The sequence below is a fragment of the Pedobacter sp. NEAU-ZC8 genome (assembly GCF_059278965.1).
The window spans coordinates 101049-120193 of record NZ_JCAJXC010000004.1 but is presented as its reverse complement, the minus strand read 5'-3'; the positions used below and the strand labels follow the sequence as shown (position 1 = coordinate 120193).

At 44.9% G+C, this 19145-nt stretch carries 17 protein-coding genes; 15 read left to right on the top strand and 2 right to left on the bottom strand.

Going from position 1 to position 19145, the window contains the following annotated elements:
* Positions 1-78: 78 nt before the first annotated feature.
* The 11 genes from AC5WJX_RS04920 (at position 79) to AC5WJX_RS04870 (ending at position 12457) form a co-directional block, all read left to right on the top strand.
* On the top strand, positions 79-1263 hold the full coding sequence (locus tag AC5WJX_RS04920) for a proline dehydrogenase family protein (protein ID WP_494483599.1): 1185 nt from the start codon (positions 79-81) through the stop codon (positions 1261-1263).
* A 94-nt stretch (positions 1264-1357) separates the two neighbouring features.
* A complete protein-coding gene (locus AC5WJX_RS04915; protein ID WP_494483598.1) occupies positions 1358-2242 on the top strand; it encodes an AraC family transcriptional regulator in 885 nt (294 codons plus the stop codon).
* On the top strand, positions 2232-2663 hold the full coding sequence (locus AC5WJX_RS04910) for a DUF983 domain-containing protein (protein ID WP_440430406.1): 432 nt from the start codon (positions 2232-2234) through the stop codon (positions 2661-2663). Before AC5WJX_RS04915 ends, AC5WJX_RS04910 begins: the two co-directional genes overlap by 11 nt.
* A gap of 148 nt (positions 2664-2811) precedes the next feature.
* Positions 2812-4062 carry an efflux RND transporter periplasmic adaptor subunit gene (locus AC5WJX_RS04905; RefSeq protein WP_494483597.1) on the top strand — a complete coding sequence of 417 codons (1251 nt, stop codon included), beginning with the start codon at positions 2812-2814 and terminating at the stop codon, positions 4060-4062.
* 10 nt (positions 4063-4072) lie between these two features.
* Positions 4073-5524, top strand: a complete 1452-nt coding sequence (locus tag AC5WJX_RS04900; RefSeq protein WP_494483596.1) for a TolC family protein — start codon at positions 4073-4075, stop codon at positions 5522-5524.
* A 26-nt stretch (positions 5525-5550) separates the two neighbouring features.
* Positions 5551-6216 carry an ABC transporter ATP-binding protein gene (locus tag AC5WJX_RS04895; RefSeq protein WP_494483595.1) on the top strand — a complete coding sequence of 222 codons (666 nt, stop codon included), beginning with the start codon at positions 5551-5553 and terminating at the stop codon, positions 6214-6216.
* An 8-nt stretch (positions 6217-6224) separates the two neighbouring features.
* Positions 6225-7466: an ABC transporter permease gene (locus tag AC5WJX_RS04890; protein ID WP_494483594.1), complete on the top strand. Its 1242-nt coding sequence runs from the start codon at positions 6225-6227 to the stop codon at positions 7464-7466.
* A gap of 24 nt (positions 7467-7490) precedes the next feature.
* Entirely contained in the window at positions 7491-8675 is a 1185-nt protein-coding gene (locus tag AC5WJX_RS04885) for an ABC transporter permease (protein ID WP_494483593.1), read from the top strand.
* Positions 8676-8692: 17 nt separating this feature from the next.
* Positions 8693-10063: a sigma-54-dependent transcriptional regulator gene (locus AC5WJX_RS04880; RefSeq protein WP_494483592.1), complete on the top strand. Its 1371-nt coding sequence runs from the start codon at positions 8693-8695 to the stop codon at positions 10061-10063.
* A complete protein-coding gene (locus AC5WJX_RS04875) occupies positions 10064-11326 on the top strand; it encodes a sensor histidine kinase (protein ID WP_494483591.1) in 1263 nt (420 codons plus the stop codon).
* Positions 11327-11380: 54 nt separating this feature from the next.
* Positions 11381-12457, top strand: coding sequence for a spore photoproduct lyase family protein (locus tag AC5WJX_RS04870; RefSeq protein WP_494483590.1), 1077 nt, complete (start codon positions 11381-11383; stop codon positions 12455-12457).
* A 39-nt stretch (positions 12458-12496) separates the two neighbouring features.
* Here the strand turns inward: AC5WJX_RS04870 and AC5WJX_RS04865 are convergent, their stop codons facing one another.
* The gene (locus tag AC5WJX_RS04865; RefSeq protein WP_494483589.1) at positions 12497-13612 is read right to left on the bottom strand and encodes a Gfo/Idh/MocA family protein; all 1116 of its coding nucleotides are present in this window, start codon (positions 13610-13612) and stop codon (positions 12497-12499) included.
* A 190-nt stretch (positions 13613-13802) separates the two neighbouring features.
* Between AC5WJX_RS04865 and AC5WJX_RS04860 the strand changes: the two genes are divergently transcribed.
* Together AC5WJX_RS04860 and AC5WJX_RS04855 are read left to right on the top strand one after the other, a co-directional pair.
* Positions 13803-14090 (top strand): hypothetical protein, encoded by a 288-nt coding sequence (locus tag AC5WJX_RS04860; protein WP_440430416.1) that lies wholly within the window; start codon positions 13803-13805, stop codon positions 14088-14090.
* A 253-nt stretch (positions 14091-14343) separates the two neighbouring features.
* On the top strand, positions 14344-16257 hold the full coding sequence (locus AC5WJX_RS04855; protein WP_494483588.1) for a PAS domain-containing sensor histidine kinase: 1914 nt from the start codon (positions 14344-14346) through the stop codon (positions 16255-16257).
* A 28-nt stretch (positions 16258-16285) separates the two neighbouring features.
* Here the strand turns inward: AC5WJX_RS04855 and AC5WJX_RS04850 are convergent, their stop codons facing one another.
* Entirely contained in the window at positions 16286-17017 is a 732-nt protein-coding gene (locus AC5WJX_RS04850) for a helix-turn-helix domain-containing protein (RefSeq protein WP_494483587.1), read from the bottom strand.
* A gap of 211 nt (positions 17018-17228) precedes the next feature.
* Here AC5WJX_RS04850 and AC5WJX_RS04845 point away from each other — a divergent pair, with 211 nt between their 5' ends.
* Together AC5WJX_RS04845 and AC5WJX_RS04840 are read left to right on the top strand one after the other, a co-directional pair.
* Positions 17229-18107: a hypothetical protein gene (locus tag AC5WJX_RS04845; RefSeq protein ID WP_494483586.1), complete on the top strand. Its 879-nt coding sequence runs from the start codon at positions 17229-17231 to the stop codon at positions 18105-18107.
* Positions 18108-18141: 34 nt separating this feature from the next.
* Entirely contained in the window at positions 18142-18942 is an 801-nt protein-coding gene (locus AC5WJX_RS04840; RefSeq protein WP_494483585.1) for an alpha/beta fold hydrolase, read from the top strand.
* Positions 18943-19145 lie beyond the last annotated feature (203 nt).

Sequence of the window (19145 nt, the reverse complement as noted above, 5' to 3'; positions counted from 1 at the left end):
GGCAACGAACCATAAAGCAGGCTTTTGTTCATTGGAAGCAACTTAAATCTTATACACAAACGAGCTAAACACAAATAGATGGAAATTTCCCCGAAAAGAACACTGAATTTTGATGATACGGAGATTGCTTTCCGAAGTAAAAGCAATGCGGAGCTGAATGCAGCCTATTTGTTGTTTAAAGTGATCAGCAGCAATTTCCTGACTAAAGTTGGTCCCCCGATCACCAATTTCTTTTTAAACGTAGGCCTACCCATCCAGCCTGCCATCAAGGCAACGATATTCAAGCAATTCTGCGGTGGAGAAACCATTGCGGAATGCGAAACCACGATTGCGCAGCTTGCAAACGCAAATGTTGGAACCATCCTCGACTACTCGGTAGAGGGCGAAGAAAAGGAAGAAGTTTTTGATTTTACCTGCCAAGAGATCATCCGCACCATCCTTCGTGCTGCAGGGGATCCACGTATACCGATTACCGTATTTAAAGTAACTGGTATTGCCAGATTTGCTTTGCTGGAGAAACTTGATGCCAAGCAACCATTAAGCCCTGCGGAAACTGCAGAATTTCAGCGCGTAAAAGCCCGTTGCGAGAAGATCTGCCGTACTGCTTACGAAAAAGACGTTCCGGTGATGGTTGATGCCGAGGAATCCTGGATCCAGGAAACCATTGATGAGTTGGCGATCGACATGATGCGCCTGTTCAATAAAGAAAAAGTTATCATTTATAACACCTATCAGCTATACAGACACGATAAACTGGCGGACCTGAAAGCCGATCATCTTATCGCAAGAGAGATGGGCTATTTGTTGGGCGTAAAGCTTGTACGCGGTGCCTACATGGAAAAAGAGCGCAAGCGTGCAGAAGAACGTGGCTATCAATCTCCCATCCAGCCAGATAAAAAAGCTACAGATCAGGACTACAATGCCGGTTTAAACTACTGCATCACCAACATCAAAGAAATTGGACTGGTGTGCGGCACGCACAATGAAGATAGCTGCAGATTGTTAGCGCAGTTACTGGATCAGCATAATATTGCACACAACCACCCACATGTATACTTCTCCCAATTATTAGGCATGAGTGATAACTTGAGCTTTAACCTGTCGGATGCGAAGTACAACGTGGTCAAATATGTTCCTTATGGTCCAATTAAGGCGGTAATGCCCTATCTGTTTAGAAGAGCACAGGAGAACACTTCTGTTGCTGGCCAAACCAGTAGGGAACTGAACCTGATCTTAAAGGAGAAGAAACGAAGAAGACTATAATCGTTCAATGCCTACTGAGGTTAATCCGTAAAAAGTACCATTTATAGTGGGTTTATTACCATAAACCCACTATTTTTTTTGGGTATCTTTGGATGTGAGAACAGAAATACCGATTTACGATATCAATAACTTCCGGGAATATAAAACCCAGGGTATCGTGGCAAGTAGATTCGGACACTATTCCAAAACGCATGCACATTTGCATAGTGCCCACCGGCACTCGTTTTATCACCTGGTGTTCTTTACACAGGGCAGTGGTCATCATCATATCGATTTCAAACAATTCGAGGTAAAACCTGGAAGTGTGTATTTTATGATTCCAGGACAGGTACACAGTTGGTCCTTTGATGAAGAACCAGATGGCTACATTATCAATTTTTCAAAAGATTACTTCAATTCTTTTTTAAGTAATGCTGGCTATCTTCAAAGCTTTTCCATATTCAGCGGCATTGCCGACCAGCAGGTCATCACGGTTCCCCATGATACCGCATCCGAACTGGCATACTGCTTTGAAGTGATCCTCAAAGAAGGTGCGGTAAAGGGGCCGTTCGGAGATGATCTGGTTCGCACGCTGTTATTGCAAATTTTTATCAAAGCGGAACGCTCAACTGGCCACAAAATTGAGGCAGCTGCAAGTTCTTACAATCACACGATCTTTAGAAACTATCAAAAGCTGATTGCAGAACATTACCGGACCTTGAAATTGCCGAAAGCCTATGCAGAACTACTCTACATCACGCCAAACCACTTAAATGCTTTATGCAAGGACATCATCGGCTTATCTGCCGGTGAGTTGATCCGGGAGCAGGTGATTCTGGAAGCCAAAAGGTTGTTGATCAACCTGGATCTGAGTATCGCTGACATTGCAGACAAGCTTAATTTCAGTGATCATTCTTATTTTATTAAGTTCTTTAAAAAACATGAAGGCATAACGCCTGAAAAATTCAGAAAATCAAATATCAAGCAACATGGAAAATAACGTAGCCCACAACAACATACCTAAAGTTTCGCAATGGTCTGGACTGGTAAATTGCAAATGTCCGAGATGCCGTGTAGGCAATGTCTTTACCGGCTTCACGTACAGCCCTAAAAGCCAAAAAATGCAGGAAGTCTGCAGTGCCTGCGGACTGAAATTCGAGCGTGAGCCCGGCTATTTTTATGTTGCCATGTTCGTAAGTTATGCGCTGAACTGTGCGGAGATGATTGCCGTATGTATTGCCGCCTATATTCTCGGTCTTGAACTCACTAAAGAGCACATCTGGTACTATGTCGGATTGATCATTGCTACATCTCTGGTTTTCGCGCCATTCAATTTCCGTTATTCCCGTATGATCCTCCTTTACTGGTTATCTCCGGGACTGCATTACGAACCAAGCCGGATAAAACACATGAAATCCTAGCTGTTTTAGAGAACATACTTTATTGCCCGATATCTAACAAAACGTTCGATATCGGGCATTTTTTTATTTTCTGTAAATTGTAAACAACTAAGAATCAGTAAGTTAACATTGGTATTCCTCTTGTAAAATCCAGTCCAAAAAGAATCTAATGGACCGGAGTATAGAAATAGAGGTAACAGCTACCAGAAAGAAGAGGCGACTAATCATCATTATTGCTGTCGTGCTAAGTTTGCTTTTAGCCATATGGCTGATTCGCAGCTTGCTAAAACCCTCTTTATATGCCAGTGATATCATCGTTTCTAATGTTGAGCTTGGTGCGGTAGAGAATACAATCAGCGCGACGGGTGAAGTGCTTCCGGAGTTCGAGGAGATCATTGCCAGCCCAATCCAGGCCTCCATCCAGGAAGTGCTGCTAGAACCCGGCAGGAAAGTGGTCAAGGGACAATCTATCTTGCGTCTGGATAAGTCAGCAACCCAGTCTGAATATGAACGCTTGCAGTTCCAGATGGAATCTAAAGCAAACGAGATCAGTAAGCTCAAACTTACCCTGGAGAAAAGCTTCTACGATATTAAATCCAACAACAGCATCAAGGAACTTCGCATCAGCAACCTGAAGGATAATGTGTCTGCTGCACAGCGCCTCCTGAAAGCTGGTGGAGGCACCAGGGAAGATGTGGAGAAAGCTGCACTGGACCTGAAGGTGGCCCAGTTGGAGAAACAACAGCTGGAAAACGAGATCCGCAGCAAGCAGCAGACTATGAAGATCGAGATTCGCGAAGCGGAAATCGCCCTGGCCATTCAGAAGAGCGATCTGCAGGCACTTAAACGAAAACTCGATCGTGCAGAGATTGTCGCATCCCGTGAAGGTGTTGTCACTTGGGTAAACAAAAACATCGGCGCAAGCATCAACGAAGGAGAGGCCCTGGTCAGAATTGCCAACCTCAGCAGTTTCAAGGTCGCTGGAAGTATGTCCGACAATATGCTTGATCAGATCTACAATTCCATGCCAGCAGTCATCCGCATTGGTGAAAATCAACTTAAAGCGAGTATTGCCAACATATCCCCGGCCATAAACAATAACATTGTCTCTTTTGACCTTCGCCTGGATGATAAAGCGGCAAAGACGCTTAGACCAAACCAGAAAGTAGACGTATTCCTGATCACGGAAACCCGGCCAAAAGTGATGCGTGTTTCGAACGGTCCTGCATTTAACGGCGCCGGTAAGCAAGATGTCTTTGTACTGAACAAAGGCCTAGCGGAACGCAGAACCGTGGAAACCGGCTTGAGTAATTTCGACTACATCGAGATAAAAAGCGGATTGAAGCCTGGAGATCAGGTGATCACCACGGATATGTCTGCCTACAAGCATTATCAGGCAATTCCAATCCTAAGCAAATAACAATAAGATCATGATCAAATTACTATTCATCGGTTTTAGCATGTTATGGCAACCCGCTGCAAAGCAGGAGAGCGATACTTTGAAGTTGAGCCTCCAGCAGGTGGTGGCGCTTGCAAAAACAAATTCTATCGCTTCCAAGCAGGCAGCAACCATCAAAGAAACCAAGTTCTGGGAATGGCGGACCTTCAAGTCAAACTACCAACCGCAGCTCGCGTTAAGCGGTATCTTGCCGGGCTATACCAAAACCTATGTACAGGTACAGCAGCCAAACGGTTCCATCTTGTTCCAACCTGTTCACAATGATAATTCTTCGCTTACGCTGGACTTTACACAAAGTATTGCTGCAACAGGTGGAACCATTTATGGCACCACACAGCTACAGCGTTTTGACGATTTCGACCGTAATAAAGTGTTGTACAATGGTATACCATACGGCATTGGCTATACTCAACCCATATTGCAGTTCAATGAATTGAAATGGGACAAAAAGATAGAACCGCTGAAGTTCAATGAGAGCAAGCAGGCTTACATTGAAAGTCAAGAGAAAATTGCTGTCAACGTAACTGATTACTACTTCGACCTCCTGCTTGCGCAGGCTAATGTGGACATGGCCGAAACCAACCTAAGCAATACCCGGCGCATTCTGGCAATTGCAGAAACCAAGTTTGACCTGGGAAAAATTACCAAGAACGAAATCCTGCAGTTACAATTAGAGGTACTCAATGCCCAGAAAGCTTTAGGGAGTGCTAATCGCGATGTGGAAATCGCAACACTGAACCTGATTAGCTACGCCGGTATAGACGCCAGCAGCAAAATACTTTTGGAGATGCCTGCAGCAAATGCAAACATTGAGGTCTCCAGCGACTTGGTGCTGAAAGAAGCATTGGAAAATAGATCAGATGCCATCGCCTTTGTAAGGCGGCTTGCGGAAGCGAAACGTGATGTTGCAAAAGCAAAAGGAGAGAACGGACTTAAAGCCACCCTGCGTGCAAACCTCGGTTTCTCCAATGCAGGCACAAGGATCTGGGATGTTTACCGCTCGCCAAAAAGCCAGCAGTCTGTAGAGATCCAACTGTCCATACCTGTGCTCGACTGGGGCCGCTCTAAATCACGAACAAAGACGGCACAGGCAAACGAACAGTTCACCACCTATTCCGTGCAGCAGGATCAGCAGATCTTCCGGCAGCAGATCATCACGGAAGTGACGCTGTACAATATGATGAAGGAGCAGATCAAGCTTACCGCAGAAGCGGAGCGCATCGCGGTAGAGAAATATAAAATCGCCAGTGAACGCTATGTGTTAGGAAACCTCAGCATCACGGACCTCAGTATCGCCTTTCAGGAGAATGACCGCGCTAAAAGGGACTACGTTACCTCCATGCGCGACTTCTGGACCGCCTTTTACCAGTTACGCTATCTATCACTTTATGATTTCGAGAAAAATCAAAAGATTACCTATTGATCAATACTTATTATTAAATATACATTATGATTCGCTTAGAAAACATTGAAAAGGTCTACCGTACAGACACGGTAGAAACCCTGGCCATCAACGGCATCAACCTGCACGTACTAAAAGGAGAGTTCCTCTCCATCATGGGTCCTTCCGGATGTGGTAAAAGTACACTGCTCAACATCATGGGCTTGTTGGATGAGCCTTCCAGGGGGCAGATCCGGATCGACAATCAGGATATCAGTCGCTACTCCGACAAACAGATGGCGAATTTCCGAAACGAGAAACTTGGCTTTATCTTCCAGAGCTACCATCTGATCAACGACCTGCAGGTGCTGGACAATGTGGAACTGCCATTATTGTACCGCAACAGTTCTGCTCAAAGCAGGCGAAAGCTGGCAGCTGCGGCACTGGAAAAAGTCGGGCTGAGCAATCGGGTTAAACATTTCCCAACGCAGCTCTCCGGCGGACAGCGGCAGCGTGTGGCTATCGCGAGGGCCATTGTAGGCGAGCCACAGATCATCCTCGCGGATGAGCCTACGGGAAACCTGGACAGCGCCATGGGCAATGAGATCATGGACATCCTGATCAACCTCAACAAAAATGAAGGTACCACCATTGTGATGGTTACCCACGATGAAACTATGGCGCATAAAACAGATCGGCTTGTGCGCTTATTTGACGGTTCACAAGTTCAATAATCATCGCCATGCTTAAGAACTATTTTAAAATCGCAATCGCTGTATTGAAACGAAGAAAGTTCTTCACCTTCATCAGCTTATTTGGCATCAGCTTTACCTTGATGGTGATCACGGTAGCAGCGGCCTTTCTGAACAAACTCATCAACGAAGACTATCCGGATTATAAGCGGGAACGCTCGCTGTATGTTGCTATGATGGAGATGAGAAATACCAAAGAAGGCTGGTTGAATAGAAGTGATGTCTCCTTTTATTTTCTTGATCACTACGTATCAAAATTGAAGGCGCTCGAAAAAATGGCCATCTCCACCAGAGCCGAGGCGTCCAATGCCTTCGTGAACAACAAAAAACTCGTGATCGAGTACAAGTACACGAACGCAGATTACTGGAATGTGCTGGAATACGACTTCATTGAAGGCAAGCCCTATGGTCCGCAGGAAATCGCAAACGCAAGTATGGTAGCGGTGATCTCAGAAGAAACCAGAGATGATTATTTCGGGCCGAATGTTCCGGCCGTTGGAAAGTACATTTCTGCCGACAATATCAACTATAGGGTAATCGGTGTGGTGAAGAACGTCTCAAAAACCTTGTACAACTTTGCCGGAGATATGTATATCCCTTACACCGTATCTAAGCAGGATTGGAATGAGGTTGCATTGCTGGGAAACTGTAATGCTATTTTGCTGGCACGCAGTCCGGAAGATGTCCCGAAACTGAAAAGGGAGTTTGAGTCCATGATGACTAAGGTTAAAACACCTGACAAGGAGTTTGACAAAGTCTCCTCCCATGCAGACTCTTTCTTTGAGAGCTTAACCAGGCGCAGCCCAGCCGGCGACGGCGACAACTCCGGTGCCAGTAGCGTGATCAGGTTATTAGTTGGCCTCTTATTTCTTTTTTTACTGTTACCCACCATAAACCTGGTCAGCATCAACATTACCCGGATATTGGAGCGCTCCTCAGAGATTGGTGTACGTAAGGCATTTGGCGCTTCATCAAGTACCCTGGTTTATCAGTTCGTTATAGAAAATCTTATTTTAACGGTCATCGGTGGTATCCTCGGAATAATCCTCTCCGCACTGGCCATTTACTTTATCAATAGTGCCAACCTGATTTCTAATATGCACTTGTCTTTAAGTCCGATTGTGATAGGTTACAGCCTAATGGCTTGTCTGCTTTTTGGATTGATCTCAGGGGTATACCCAGCCTGGCGCATGTCCCGACTAAATGTCGTTAGCGCCTTGAAAGCTCAATAATTTTCACCTTTTCAATCTAAAGTCATGTTTAAACATCTTTTTAAACTCATGTGGAACAAGCGGAAGCAAAACTTCCTCTTGCTTTCCGAGATACTGATCTCCTTCATGGTGATCTTCGCCTTATCTTCCTTTCTCGTATACTATTTTCAAAATTACCGAAAGCCCGCCGGTGTTGATCATGAACGTGTATGGTCGGTCGTATACGACAACAGGCATTTAACCAAAAACGTGGACTCCGCTATTTTGTTCCATGATAATCTGGAGAAGTCTTTGAAAGCGATGCCCCAGATTAAAGAGGTTGCTTATACCAGCCCCAATTTCCCGTATTCTGAAAGTAATATGAATACCAACCTGAACCTTGATAACCGCGAGATCTATTCTGTTAATCGATACGTGGCCGGAACGGACTATCATAAAGTATTAAATATGAAACTGGTTGAAGGGCGCTGGTTCAAACCTGAAGATAGGGTGGCTAATGCTAAACCAATCGTTATCAATGAGACACTAAAAGCGGAAGCCTTCGGTAACAAGAGTGCTGTGGGTAAGTACTTTGACAATCATGATAAAACCGACCGCCTCAAGGTCGTTGGTGTTGTTCAGGATGTAAAGGTTAACGGCGACTACCTGCCTGCAGGAAAGGCGATGTACAATCAGATGGACACCACAGACGTGAAGTGGAACAGCTTCATTCTGCTTAAGGTAAATGAAACTGCAGATGCGAATTTCGAAGGCAAACTATATAAGTTCCTGGGACAAACATTCCATAATGCGCGGGTTGAAATCAGCTATATGGATGATCTTCGTGATGCCAAAAACGAGATGACGATCATTCCAATGATCATCTTCATGATCGTTGCTGGCTTTCTGATCATCAACGTGGCACTTGGACTTTTCGGCGTGCTTTGGTACAACATCAGCCGACGCCGGAGTGAGATTGGGCTGCGGAGGGCCATCGGTGCGAGTGGTACCTCCGTTTCCAGTCAGCTCGTGGCAGAGTCGCTCATCCTTGCCACCTTATCGATCATCGTTGGATGCTTTTTCGCCGTACAGTTCCCACTATTGAACGTCTTTGATGTTGCTGCGGATGTATATCTTTATGCGATAGTGCTTTCAATGCTTTTCATCTACCTGCTGGTTATTGCCTGCTCGGTATACCCGGGGCGCCAGGCTGCTGCAATACACCCTGCAACTGCTTTACATGAAGAATAATTCAATACTTTTATAAAATGATACTGATCGTAGATGATGATATCGCGGTAAGAACCTCCATGTCCCTGCTGTTGAAAACAGCGGGGTATGTTGTTGATACTGCCGACAATGCTGAAGGTGCTTTTCAGAAGGTTATCAATGCGCATCCGCAGCTGCTTATCCTTGACCTGAACTTTTCTAACGATACCTCCGGGAAGGAGGGTATGTCGCTCCTGGAAAAGATACGTCAGGTAAATACCGGCGTACCCATTATCTTGATCACTGGATGGGCAAGCATAGAACTGGCTGTGCAAGGTATGAAAGCAGGTGCTAACGACTTTGTCAACAAACCATGGAACAACGAACATGTGCTGCAATCGGTAGAGACGCTCTTGAAACTCAAGGATCAGCGGCAGGTATCTAAAACCAGGAAAGATCTCGATCGTAAATACAATTTCCGCCAGATCATAGGGGAGGACGCGGGATTGCTCGATATTCTGGAAACCATTGGAAGGGTGGCACCCACGAACGCTTCGGTGCTCATCACCGGGGAAAGTGGAACGGGCAAGGAGCTGATCGCGGAAGCTATTCACCTGAACAGCACCCGCACCTCTAAGCCCTTTGTCAAAGTAAACTTAGGCGGCATCTCATCCTCGCTGTTCGAAAGTGAGATGTTCGGGCATGTTCGCGGTGCTTTCACCGATGCACGTATCGACCGGATGGGCCGTTTCGAGATGGCGAACAAAGGCACAATATTTTTAGATGAAATCGGCGACCTTGAAGCCAGCAGCCAGGTGAAGCTCTTGCGCGTGCTACAGGATCGAACATATGAGGTGCTCGGAAGCAGTCGCACAAAAACGGTAGATACTCGTGTAGTCTGTGCCACCAATAAAGACTTGAACCAAATGGTCTCTTCTGGTTTATTCCGGGAGGATCTGCTTTACCGGATTAACCTGATTAGTATTCATTTGCCGGCATTGCGTGATAGAAAAGAGGATATTCCTTTGCTGGTTAATTTCTTCATTGATAACCTCAAAGAAATATACAATCGACCGTTGCTGAAGGTCAACGCCGCGGCGATGCGATGGTTGAAGAACTTACCACTGCCAGGCAACATCAGGCAGTTGAAAAACCTTGTTGAACGTACCGTGCTGATCAGTCGCCGGGACGAGCTAGCCATTGAAGACTTTCAGTCGCAGCTGAATCCTGCACCTAAAGAAAACAGGAACAAGCTGCCCGAAGTGGGGGTCATGACGCTGGAGCAGGTAGAAGCAGAAATGGTAAGGCAGGCGATGAAGTACCACAACAACAGGATCACCCGTGCTGCAGCCTCCCTAGGCATTACGAGAAATGCTTTATATCGCCGCCTGGAGAAATACCAGATCCCTTACGATGAAAACGAATCCTAGATGAAGCTGAAGGTAAAATATATCCTGTTCATTTCAGCTCTGCTCGCCATCTGCCTGGTGTTAAGCTATTTTATCTTTGAGGAACAGAAGATGTTGTTCATCCTTTCTGAAGTGCTGATCATCGGCTGTGCAGTCCTGGCTATTAACCTTTACAAGCAACTCATTCAGCCACTCACAAACCTGCAGCAAGGGATCACAGCAATCAAAGATCAGGACTTCAATGTTAAATTTCGCCCTACTGGTCAACCGGAAGTTGACGAACTGGTGGAGGTTTATAACCGGATGATCGATGCGTTGCGGGTAGAGCGAACCATGCAGCAGGAGCAGCATTTCTTTCTTGAAAAACTGATTCAGACTTCACCAACAGCCATAATCATCATGGACTTCGATGGTAACCTGAAACAAACGAATCCTAAAGCCGCGGAAATTCTGAAATCGGCACCTGCATTGGAATCAGAACTACGTGCGCTGGATACCGGAGCCACCAAGGTTATCCGGATAGATGGACTTCGGACTTACAAGATCCAGAAGTCCAAGTTTATAGACACCGGATTTGAGCGCCGGTTCATTATGATGGAGGAGGTGACCGCAGAAATCTTCGAAGCAGAAAAAAATGTCTATAGTAAGGTGATCCGGATGATGGCGCATGAGGTCAATAATACGGTAGGTCCGGTGAACTCGATTATCGCTTCCGCACTTGCGAGTAAGGATATGTGGCGTAATCCGGATGCGGAACTGCTGCGACAGGCCTTACAGGTGGCTATCGATCGGAATCAGAATCTGAACCACTTCATGCGTAACTTCGCAGATCTCGTTAAGTTGCCTCCGGTTAATAAGCAACAGGTAGATATCACCGCGATCACGAAGTCGGTCGTTTCACTAATGCAATTTACCGCCGGGGCCAGGAACATCGATTTTGAACTCGAACTTGGCGAAACACCTTTCTTAGTACCTGCTGATGCGCAACAATTCGAACAGGCATTGATCAATGTGCTCAAGAATGCATGCGAATCGATCGGTCAGGATGGGAAAATAAAGCTCGTACTTGATCCTGCAGTCCCCGAGTTAAAGATCATTGATAACGGACCTGGGATTCCCGACACAGATCGTGACTTGCTGTTCAGCCCATTTTACAGCACCAAAAAAGATGGACAGGGAATAGGACTCACCCTGGTCAGGGAAATCCTGCTGAACCACGGCTTTGACTTCTCCCTCAAAACGATTGCGTCCAATCAAACGGTATTCAGCATCAAGCTGCATTAGTGGATCTTTTATAAACAATGTCACCAGCAGGGTGTTAGCTTAAAAAAGTTTACGATGCTGCACGAAAAGACCATAGACCACCTGCTTCAAATCAAAGAGATTTATCTCGAACCCGCAGTTTACCAGATGCCACGTGGCAAGGAGATCCTGGCCAAATATCCTGATGCTAAACACATAGAGGTAGCTTCTCATTGGAAGATCCCTGAATTGTTCGGCTTCGAAGGTTCGGTAGAGGATTGGATCAGCAATAAACGTAATGTACTGATCCTGGGCATTAAGAAGTCACTAAGTGCAAGGGCAAACAGCAGAAGCTCACACTGGATTGCACCATCAGAGTCAAATGGCTGCACCATGTCTTGTTCGTATTGCTATGTACCCCGGCGTAAAGGCTTCGCAAACCCGATCACCATCTTTGTCAATATTGAACAGATCATCCGCTACCTGCAGCGCCATGCAGCCCGGCAGGGTCCGAAACTTCAACCCGATTTTATCGATCCGCAATATTGGGTGTATGAAATTGGCGAAAATGGTGACTGCTCTGCCGATGCCGGTATTTGCGATAACGTAAAAGATATGATCCATGCTTTCACCAAGATCCCTAATGGTAAGCTCACCTTTGCAACGAAGTTCGTAAACCGCGAGCTGTTGACCTATGAGCCGCAACTAAAAACGCGTCTACGTTTCAGTCTGATGCCACATCAGATGAGCAAACTCGTCGATGTACGCACTACACCGATCAGTGACCGCATTGATGTGATGAATGAATTTGTGGAAGCGGGATATGAAGTGAACGTGAACTTTTCGCCGATCATCTATTATGAAGGCTGGATAGATGATTGGGTGGTATTATTCGAAGAGCTAAACGATAAGCTAAATGAAAAAACGAAAGCGCAGCTCATTGCTGAGATCATCTTTTTGACCCACAATGAGCAGCTGCATGAAGTGAATATGAACTGGCACCCAAAAGCCGAAGAAGTATTGTGGCGGCCCGAGATCCAGGAAGTAAAATACAGTCAGACCGGGGGCCGGAATGTCCGTTACAAAAGAGGTTTCAAGAAAGACCTGGTCGATACCTTTACAGATCTGGTGGAGTTACATTTACCCTATTGCAAGATCAGGTATGCTTTCTAGGCATACCTGATTTTCGCGGAATAGACGGTTCTTCCAAATTTATATGCTGATCTTTTGCTTTTGTCCGCTTTTAACAGCAGCGTAGATCGCTTCAATCACCTTTAAATCTCTGACACCCTCTTCGCCGTCAACCGGCACCACCGGCTGTTTACCCTTAAGAATAATATCTGCCATCTCGTCCATCTGTACGGTCTGGTGCGTTACAATAGGTTGGTTCAACGGCCCCTTATGCGATCGGCCCTGAATAGGACCGTAGTTTGTTGATGGCCACATCTCCACATAGCCGTCTGTGCCATTCAGGAAAAAGCGGTCCAGGTTGTTCATGTTGTAAGTAGAAAGACATGAGGCAACCGCTCCACTTGGGAAGCCAAGTTGAAATTGTATCGTTTCATCCACACCTTCTTTGAAAATTTCAGGTTTTGTTTTAGTCTCCTGTGCTGTTACCCATACCGGCTCTTCACCAACCATATATCTGGCGCCATTAATGGAGTAGATACCAATGTCCATCATAGACCCTCCTCCAGCAAGTTTCTTATCTACACGCCATAAATTTGGATCATTGATCGTGAAACCCGTAAGGCCTTGAAAAAAGGTGATCTTGCCAAGTTCTCCTGCCTTTCTCATCCGGATCACTTCGAGCGTTTGTGGTTCAAAGTGCATCCGGTAACCCACCAATAACTTCACGTTTGCTTTTTTACAGGCATCTACCATTTCCTGACCCTCTTTAACACTAATGGCCATGGGCTTTTCACAGATCACGTGTTTGCCCGCACGGGCCGCTCTTATGGTGTTATCATGGTGCAATGCGTTGGGGGTAATAACATATACGGCATCAATGTCCTTGTTGTTTTTGATGCTGTCGAAGTTCTCGTAATTATAACAGTTCTTCTCTGGGATATTAAAGCGGCTTTGCCAATCCTTGATCTTCGAGGGCGTACCGCTGATCACTCCAACCAGCTTGGCCTTTTTACAATCTTTCATAGCATCGGCAACACGGTTTGCATAGCCACCAAGTCCCATGATGGCCACTCTTAACACCGGTCCCTGATAAGGTTCTTCCTTTTTAGCATTTGATGCCCATGCGGCCATAGGCGCAAGTTGCATGGCCAATGCGCTGCCTCCAAGTTTCTGTAAAAATAAACGACGTGAGTTCATAAGTTTTTTTTTCGGATTACTGTTTCATTTAGAACCGTTTAAGTACTGCGAATGTTTTTCAATTGTTATTGATGCACTTTATCACATCGGTTACGGTTAGTACCTGAAATTTAGCGCCATGAAAACCAACCAGCGTTAAACAGGTTTGTTAAGATAATCAGAATTTCAGTAAAAACTAAAATTTAGAACTATGGAAAGTCAACAGGAAAACCAACAAAGGGATATGGAAAATGATGGCACAACGCACGACTCTACCGGAAAAGAGTTCGGCAAAATGCCACCTGAAGATTATAACGATACCGGTTTTGCGGGTACCACAAATGCGGTAAGTGCAGGGGAGGATGGTCACGACGATAAACTGGCCATTGAGGATACCATGATCGGCTATGATGGCAATGATGAGCAAATGGATATGGACCTGAATGTAGATGATGGACCGAATGACCTGGGTGACCCAGGCGTGGATGATAATGACTAGTGATCAGCGCAGACCTGAGACACACCTCGCGCACACCTGACCCACACCTCAGCCACGTAAGCTGTGCGTTTGGTGTGTTTGAGCTGTGTCTCAGCGCATGTTGAAGTCATTATTAAACACAGACTCGATACGATCCTGTGAATGCTTAATTATTGGAAAAAGGGGACTGCTAAAAACTAAGGCAGTCCCTTTTTGTTTCTGTTATTTTTCCACATATTTGATACAAGTAGAGCAACTTAATCCCTGTAAAGTTTTGACCGACCATACCGACGAATTCTACCAGAATGCGGAATTTCAAAGATTTTTTCAGAAGTCTGCGAATTCCCTGATTATTAAAGCGAACCCGCCGCATTTCACCATACTGGCGGTGAGTGATCAGTTTTTAAAAATTAGCAAGCGACAGCGTGCCGATATCCTGGGGAAGGATTTGTTTTCGGCCTTTCCGGATCGTTTAATTGAGGGAAGGGAGCGGGAGATGGTCATCGCCACGTTTGAGAAGACTATCGCAACAAAAGCGGGGGTGGAGTGGCCTAACTACGGCTATGAGGTTCTTAATGAGCAAACCGGACAGCTGGAAATGCAGTATTGGAGCAGCCTTCAGGAACCTTTGCTTGATGAAACCGGGCAGGTGACCCACATCTTAAACACCACCATGAACATTACAGAGGCTATTGCAAATACTGCTGAGGCTAAAACCGCCATGCAACGGCTTGTTGCCAGTGAAGCAAACATAAGGCGCATGGTTAAAGAAGCGCCGGTTGGCATGTGTATATTAAAGGGCGATCCACCCTTTGTGGAGGAAATCAACGATTATCATGTACGACTTACCGGCAAGCCATACCATGATTTAATTAGTAAATCTTACTGGGAGGTAAATCCGGAATTGGAAGCGGTGTACAAACCCATCTTTGAGGAAGTGTTCCGAACCGGTGAGGCCTATCATGCTAAAGGACGTGCCGTAAACCTGATTCGCAATGGCCGGGAAGAAACCGTTTATATAGACTTTGTCTTTCATCTGATGCCAGACTATGATGATTCAAAGAAAGTAATTCTAATTATAGCGAACGACGTAACTGACCAGTTTCAGGGCCACAAAAATCTTGAAAATGCCTTTGAGCAGCTCCGGCTTTCCAAGCAGGCAGCACAGCTCGGTACCTTTGATATGGACATGAGTAACCATGAATTGATCTGGGATGAAAGAACCAGAATCTTGTTTGGTATTGATCATTCCGGACCAGTGGAGTATGAAGCAGATTTTGTCAGGAACTTGCATGAAGATGATCGTGAGCGGGTGTTAAAAATTATTGCTCAGTTAATGAGACATCAAATGCCAGACGACCGGTATGATGTGGAATATCGGACAGTGTCGCCCAAAGATGGTACCATCCGCTGGGTGCGGGCCATCGGCAAATTATACTTTGATGATGCGGAAAGGCCCTTACGATTCATTGGCTCTGTGCTGGATATTACCGGACAGAAGATGGATGAAGAGCGTAAGAATGACTTCATCGGTATGGTAAGCCATGAACTGAAGACCCCTTTGACGTCGATGCTTGCCTATCAGCAGATTCTACGGAAAAAACTGAAGGGTAGCACGGATGAATTTACACAAGTGGCATTGGATAAATCCAATCAGCAGATCCGAAAAATGACCTCCATGATCAATGGATTTTTGAATATTTCGAATCTGGAATCCGGAAAGATTAAGCTGAAAAAAGAAACTTTTGATCTGAGGATGCTTTTGCAGGAACTTATCGAAGACTTCCGGATGTTTACAAATACACATGAGATTATGCTACATACCTGCGAACATGCCAGATTGTATGCAGATCGTGAAAAGATATCTTCTGTGATCTCAAATCTGATAAGCAATGCGATTAAGTATTCTCCACATGGAAGAATGATCGAGGTAAGCTGCCGATCCATTGGCGCAAATATTCAGGTAAGCATTAAAGATGAGGGCATGGGTATCAAAGAAGAAGATCAGAAACGACTTTTTGAGCGTTTCTACCGGATTTCAACCTCTCACCGCGAGAACATTTCCGGTTTCGGCATTGGACTTTACCTGTCTAAGGAAATTGTAGAGCGCCATGCGGGCAAGATCTGGGTGGAAAGTGCGTCCGGCAAGGGCAGCACTTTTACATTCTCTTTGCCGGCTGCTGATTAGCTCCGAGGTCGGGATCTTTTACCACATTTCAGAGCTGCGAGGGTGGTAGACCAAAATGTTTTTTGAAAACATAGGAGAAATGTGACAGGTCTTCAAATCCGACCTCCAGATATACTGCTGATGCGGATCTTCGCTTTTTCTTGATGAGGTAGTAGGCTTGTTCCAATCGCTTTTGCATCAACCAACGACTTGGGGCTGTTTGAAAGGTACGTTCAAAATCCCGTTTGAAAGTAGAGAGGCTTCTTCCGCTGAGGTAAGCGAATCTTTTTAGTTCAAGATTGAAGTGATAATGTTGCAGCATGAAAGGTTTCAGCTCAACTTTCGGCGGATTTGAAAAGTCAAAAAGGATCTGCTTCATTTCGGGATTTTCCATGAGCAATGTTATAATGGCTTCTTTCACTTTTACAATAAGCAATTCCTTTGAGTTTTCTTGTTTAAAGATTTCCTGGTAAGGCAATAAAGACCCCATGTAATTGAGCAACAAGGGACACTCCGTCAGCTTCAAAAAACCGCGCTCCGTAGTGGAACGCTGTTCGGCATGGTTGAATTCATGTGCGAAGGTTTTAAGTACAGTTTGCGGTAGTGCAATGGAGATCTCCTGGTATTTGCCTGAGGGGTCCGGGTAGCTGCGCTGTTTAATGAGGCTTTTGCCGCTGCAGAAGCACAGATCGCCGGATTGAAACCTCATTGTTCCTTTCAGATCACTGAGCTCCAGTGTACCAGATGTAATGAGCACAATGTTGTGTTCTTCATTCTTCATTTGGCGCTAAAATTACCAATTTCTCCAGGTTGTTTGCTGAAGTTAAACACTTAAGCAACCTTAGTTCCACAAGCTGTCATTTCCAATTACCAGAATCTGAACGGCCCGTTGTGTAGGTTTTAAACTATTGTGCTGATTTTAGACTATGTTTAGAGTATCTTAACTGAAGCAACTTAACTCATTTTCTATACATCATTTAACAAAATTCAAGATGAAATTACCTAAGCTCCTTTTAATTTTCCTTTTTCCACTAGGCCTTCATGCCCAGACGGATAATGCTGAACTGCAAAAGATGTATAATGAAGACCAAAGTTCAAGAATGGTAAAGGAAATTGATTGGTCCATTTTGTCAAAGCAAGATATGGAAAGGGAAAAGCGAGTATATGAGTTGATTAAAAGTGGAAAGATTGTCACTGGGAAAGACTACTATAATTCTGCCATGATCTTTCAACATGGTAACGACACACTTGCATCTTCAATGGCTGTTAAACAGATGAAAAAAGCAATTGAATTAGATACGACAATAAACAAGTGGCTCCTTGCGGCAGCGATTGATAGAGATCTGATGAGAAGGCAGAAGCCGCAGATATACGGGACACAATATGTGAAGAACAATGGCGAAACCAAATGGAGAAGATACGAGATTGATACGACGAAGGTCACAGATGCAGAACGAAAACAATACGGCGTAGAGACACTGGCGGAACAGCTTGTGAAAGAACGGAATATGAACCTTAAATCAATCTCCGAATTTCATGCTAAAGGAAACTCCATAAGCAAGACGCTCGATTTCATCAAATCTGAAAAGAAAAGAGAGGAGGACTCCGCGTATAACCTAAGTGAAGATGGGCTGAACATATTTGCTTATGAATTATTAAACGCTAAAAAGCTTAATGATGCATTGGTAATATTCAGGTTGAACACAGCGCTGTATCCAGAAGCTTATAACGCCTTTGACAGTTTAGGGGAGTGTCTGTTGCTATTAGGTAAAAAAGATGAGGGTTTTAAAGCTTACAAAAGATCACTGGAGCTGAACCCGAAAAACGAGAATGCCAGGAAGATCCTTGCAGGACCAAAAAGCAAAGGCTAGAAACCTAAAAAGGTGTTACTACTATATCGCAACAATGGAAACCTTAATAGATTCATCAAGTCATCCCTACGAAAAAGGGTATTCCTCTGTTAATGGCATTAACATGTATTATGAGAAATATGGTACTGGTAAACCCCTGGTTTTAATACATGGCGGTGGATCAACAATTCAAACCACTTTTGGTACGATCATTCCCCTGCTGGTCAAGCATAGGAATGTCATCGCAATGGAGCTGCAGGCACACGGACGAACTTCGGACCGCAATCAAGACTCGAGCTTTGAGCAAGATGCAGATGACGTCGCAGGGCTTTTGAAAAATTTGAATATTGAAAAGGCTGAGATCTTTGGCTTTAGTAATGGAGGGACAACTGCAGTTCAGATGGCAATTCGTCATCCGAAGCTCGTGGTTAAACTTGTTTTAGCCGCTGCGTTGTGTACCCGTGATGGGGTAGCGCCCAGCTTTTGGGACTTTATGAAACATGCCAGTTTGGAGAATATGCCCCAACAATTGCAAAATGCGTTCCTTGCAGTCGTGCCAGATACTGAAAAGCTAAAGATTATGCACAATCGGGACGCAAAACGCATGGTTAATTTTGAAGACATCCCGAATGAAAATATCAGCGTAATAAAGTCGCCTGCGTTGATCATCGTGGGAGACAAAGATGTTATTAAGCCAGAGCATGCAATTAAAATGTTCAGGCAAATGGAAAACGCGGAGTTAGTTATAATCCCAGGGATACATGGTGAGTATATCGGTGAGATTACGACATTGCATCTGGGCTCAAACCTCACTCCGTTGGTTGTTCCTTTGATTCTACATTTTCTAGACAAATGATCAAACAGCTTGTGTTAAATGCACATATAAAGTCCAGGTTCCCAAGCTTGGTATTTTGTTAAGGGAAACAATTTTTTATTTTCAATGGTAAATTGCATTCCCGTCTTGCTAAAATTAACCTCAAAAGTTCAATATAAAACCTGTGAAAAGGGGGAATTTCACGAAATCGCTCTGCGTAGTCTCGATGATAAGCAGGAACTGCT

Coding starts and splice junctions, on each gene's coding strand:
- AC5WJX_RS04920 (WP_494483599.1), top strand. CDS start 79: ATGGAAATTTCCCCGAAAAGAACACTGAATTTTGATGATACGGAGATT.
- AC5WJX_RS04910 (WP_440430406.1), top strand. CDS start 2,232: ATGGAAAATAACGTAGCCCACAACAACATACCTAAAGTTTCGCAATGG.
- AC5WJX_RS04905 (WP_494483597.1), top strand. CDS start 2,812: ATGGACCGGAGTATAGAAATAGAGGTAACAGCTACCAGAAAGAAGAGG.
- AC5WJX_RS04900 (WP_494483596.1), top strand. CDS start 4,073: ATGATCAAATTACTATTCATCGGTTTTAGCATGTTATGGCAACCCGCT.
- AC5WJX_RS04895 (WP_494483595.1), top strand. CDS start 5,551: ATGATTCGCTTAGAAAACATTGAAAAGGTCTACCGTACAGACACGGTA.
- AC5WJX_RS04890 (WP_494483594.1), top strand. CDS start 6,225: ATGCTTAAGAACTATTTTAAAATCGCAATCGCTGTATTGAAACGAAGA.
- AC5WJX_RS04885 (WP_494483593.1), top strand. CDS start 7,491: ATGTTTAAACATCTTTTTAAACTCATGTGGAACAAGCGGAAGCAAAAC.
- AC5WJX_RS04880 (WP_494483592.1), top strand. CDS start 8,693: ATGATACTGATCGTAGATGATGATATCGCGGTAAGAACCTCCATGTCC.
- AC5WJX_RS04875 (WP_494483591.1), top strand. CDS start 10,064: ATGAAGCTGAAGGTAAAATATATCCTGTTCATTTCAGCTCTGCTCGCC.
- AC5WJX_RS04870 (WP_494483590.1), top strand. CDS start 11,381: ATGCTGCACGAAAAGACCATAGACCACCTGCTTCAAATCAAAGAGATT.
- AC5WJX_RS04865 (WP_494483589.1), bottom strand. CDS start 13,612: ATGAACTCACGTCGTTTATTTTTACAGAAACTTGGAGGCAGCGCATTG.
- AC5WJX_RS04860 (WP_440430416.1), top strand. CDS start 13,803: ATGGAAAGTCAACAGGAAAACCAACAAAGGGATATGGAAAATGATGGC.
- AC5WJX_RS04850 (WP_494483587.1), bottom strand. CDS start 17,017: ATGAAGAATGAAGAACACAACATTGTGCTCATTACATCTGGTACACTG.
- AC5WJX_RS04845 (WP_494483586.1), top strand. CDS start 17,229: ATGAAATTACCTAAGCTCCTTTTAATTTTCCTTTTTCCACTAGGCCTT.
- AC5WJX_RS04840 (WP_494483585.1), top strand. CDS start 18,142: ATGGAAACCTTAATAGATTCATCAAGTCATCCCTACGAAAAAGGGTAT.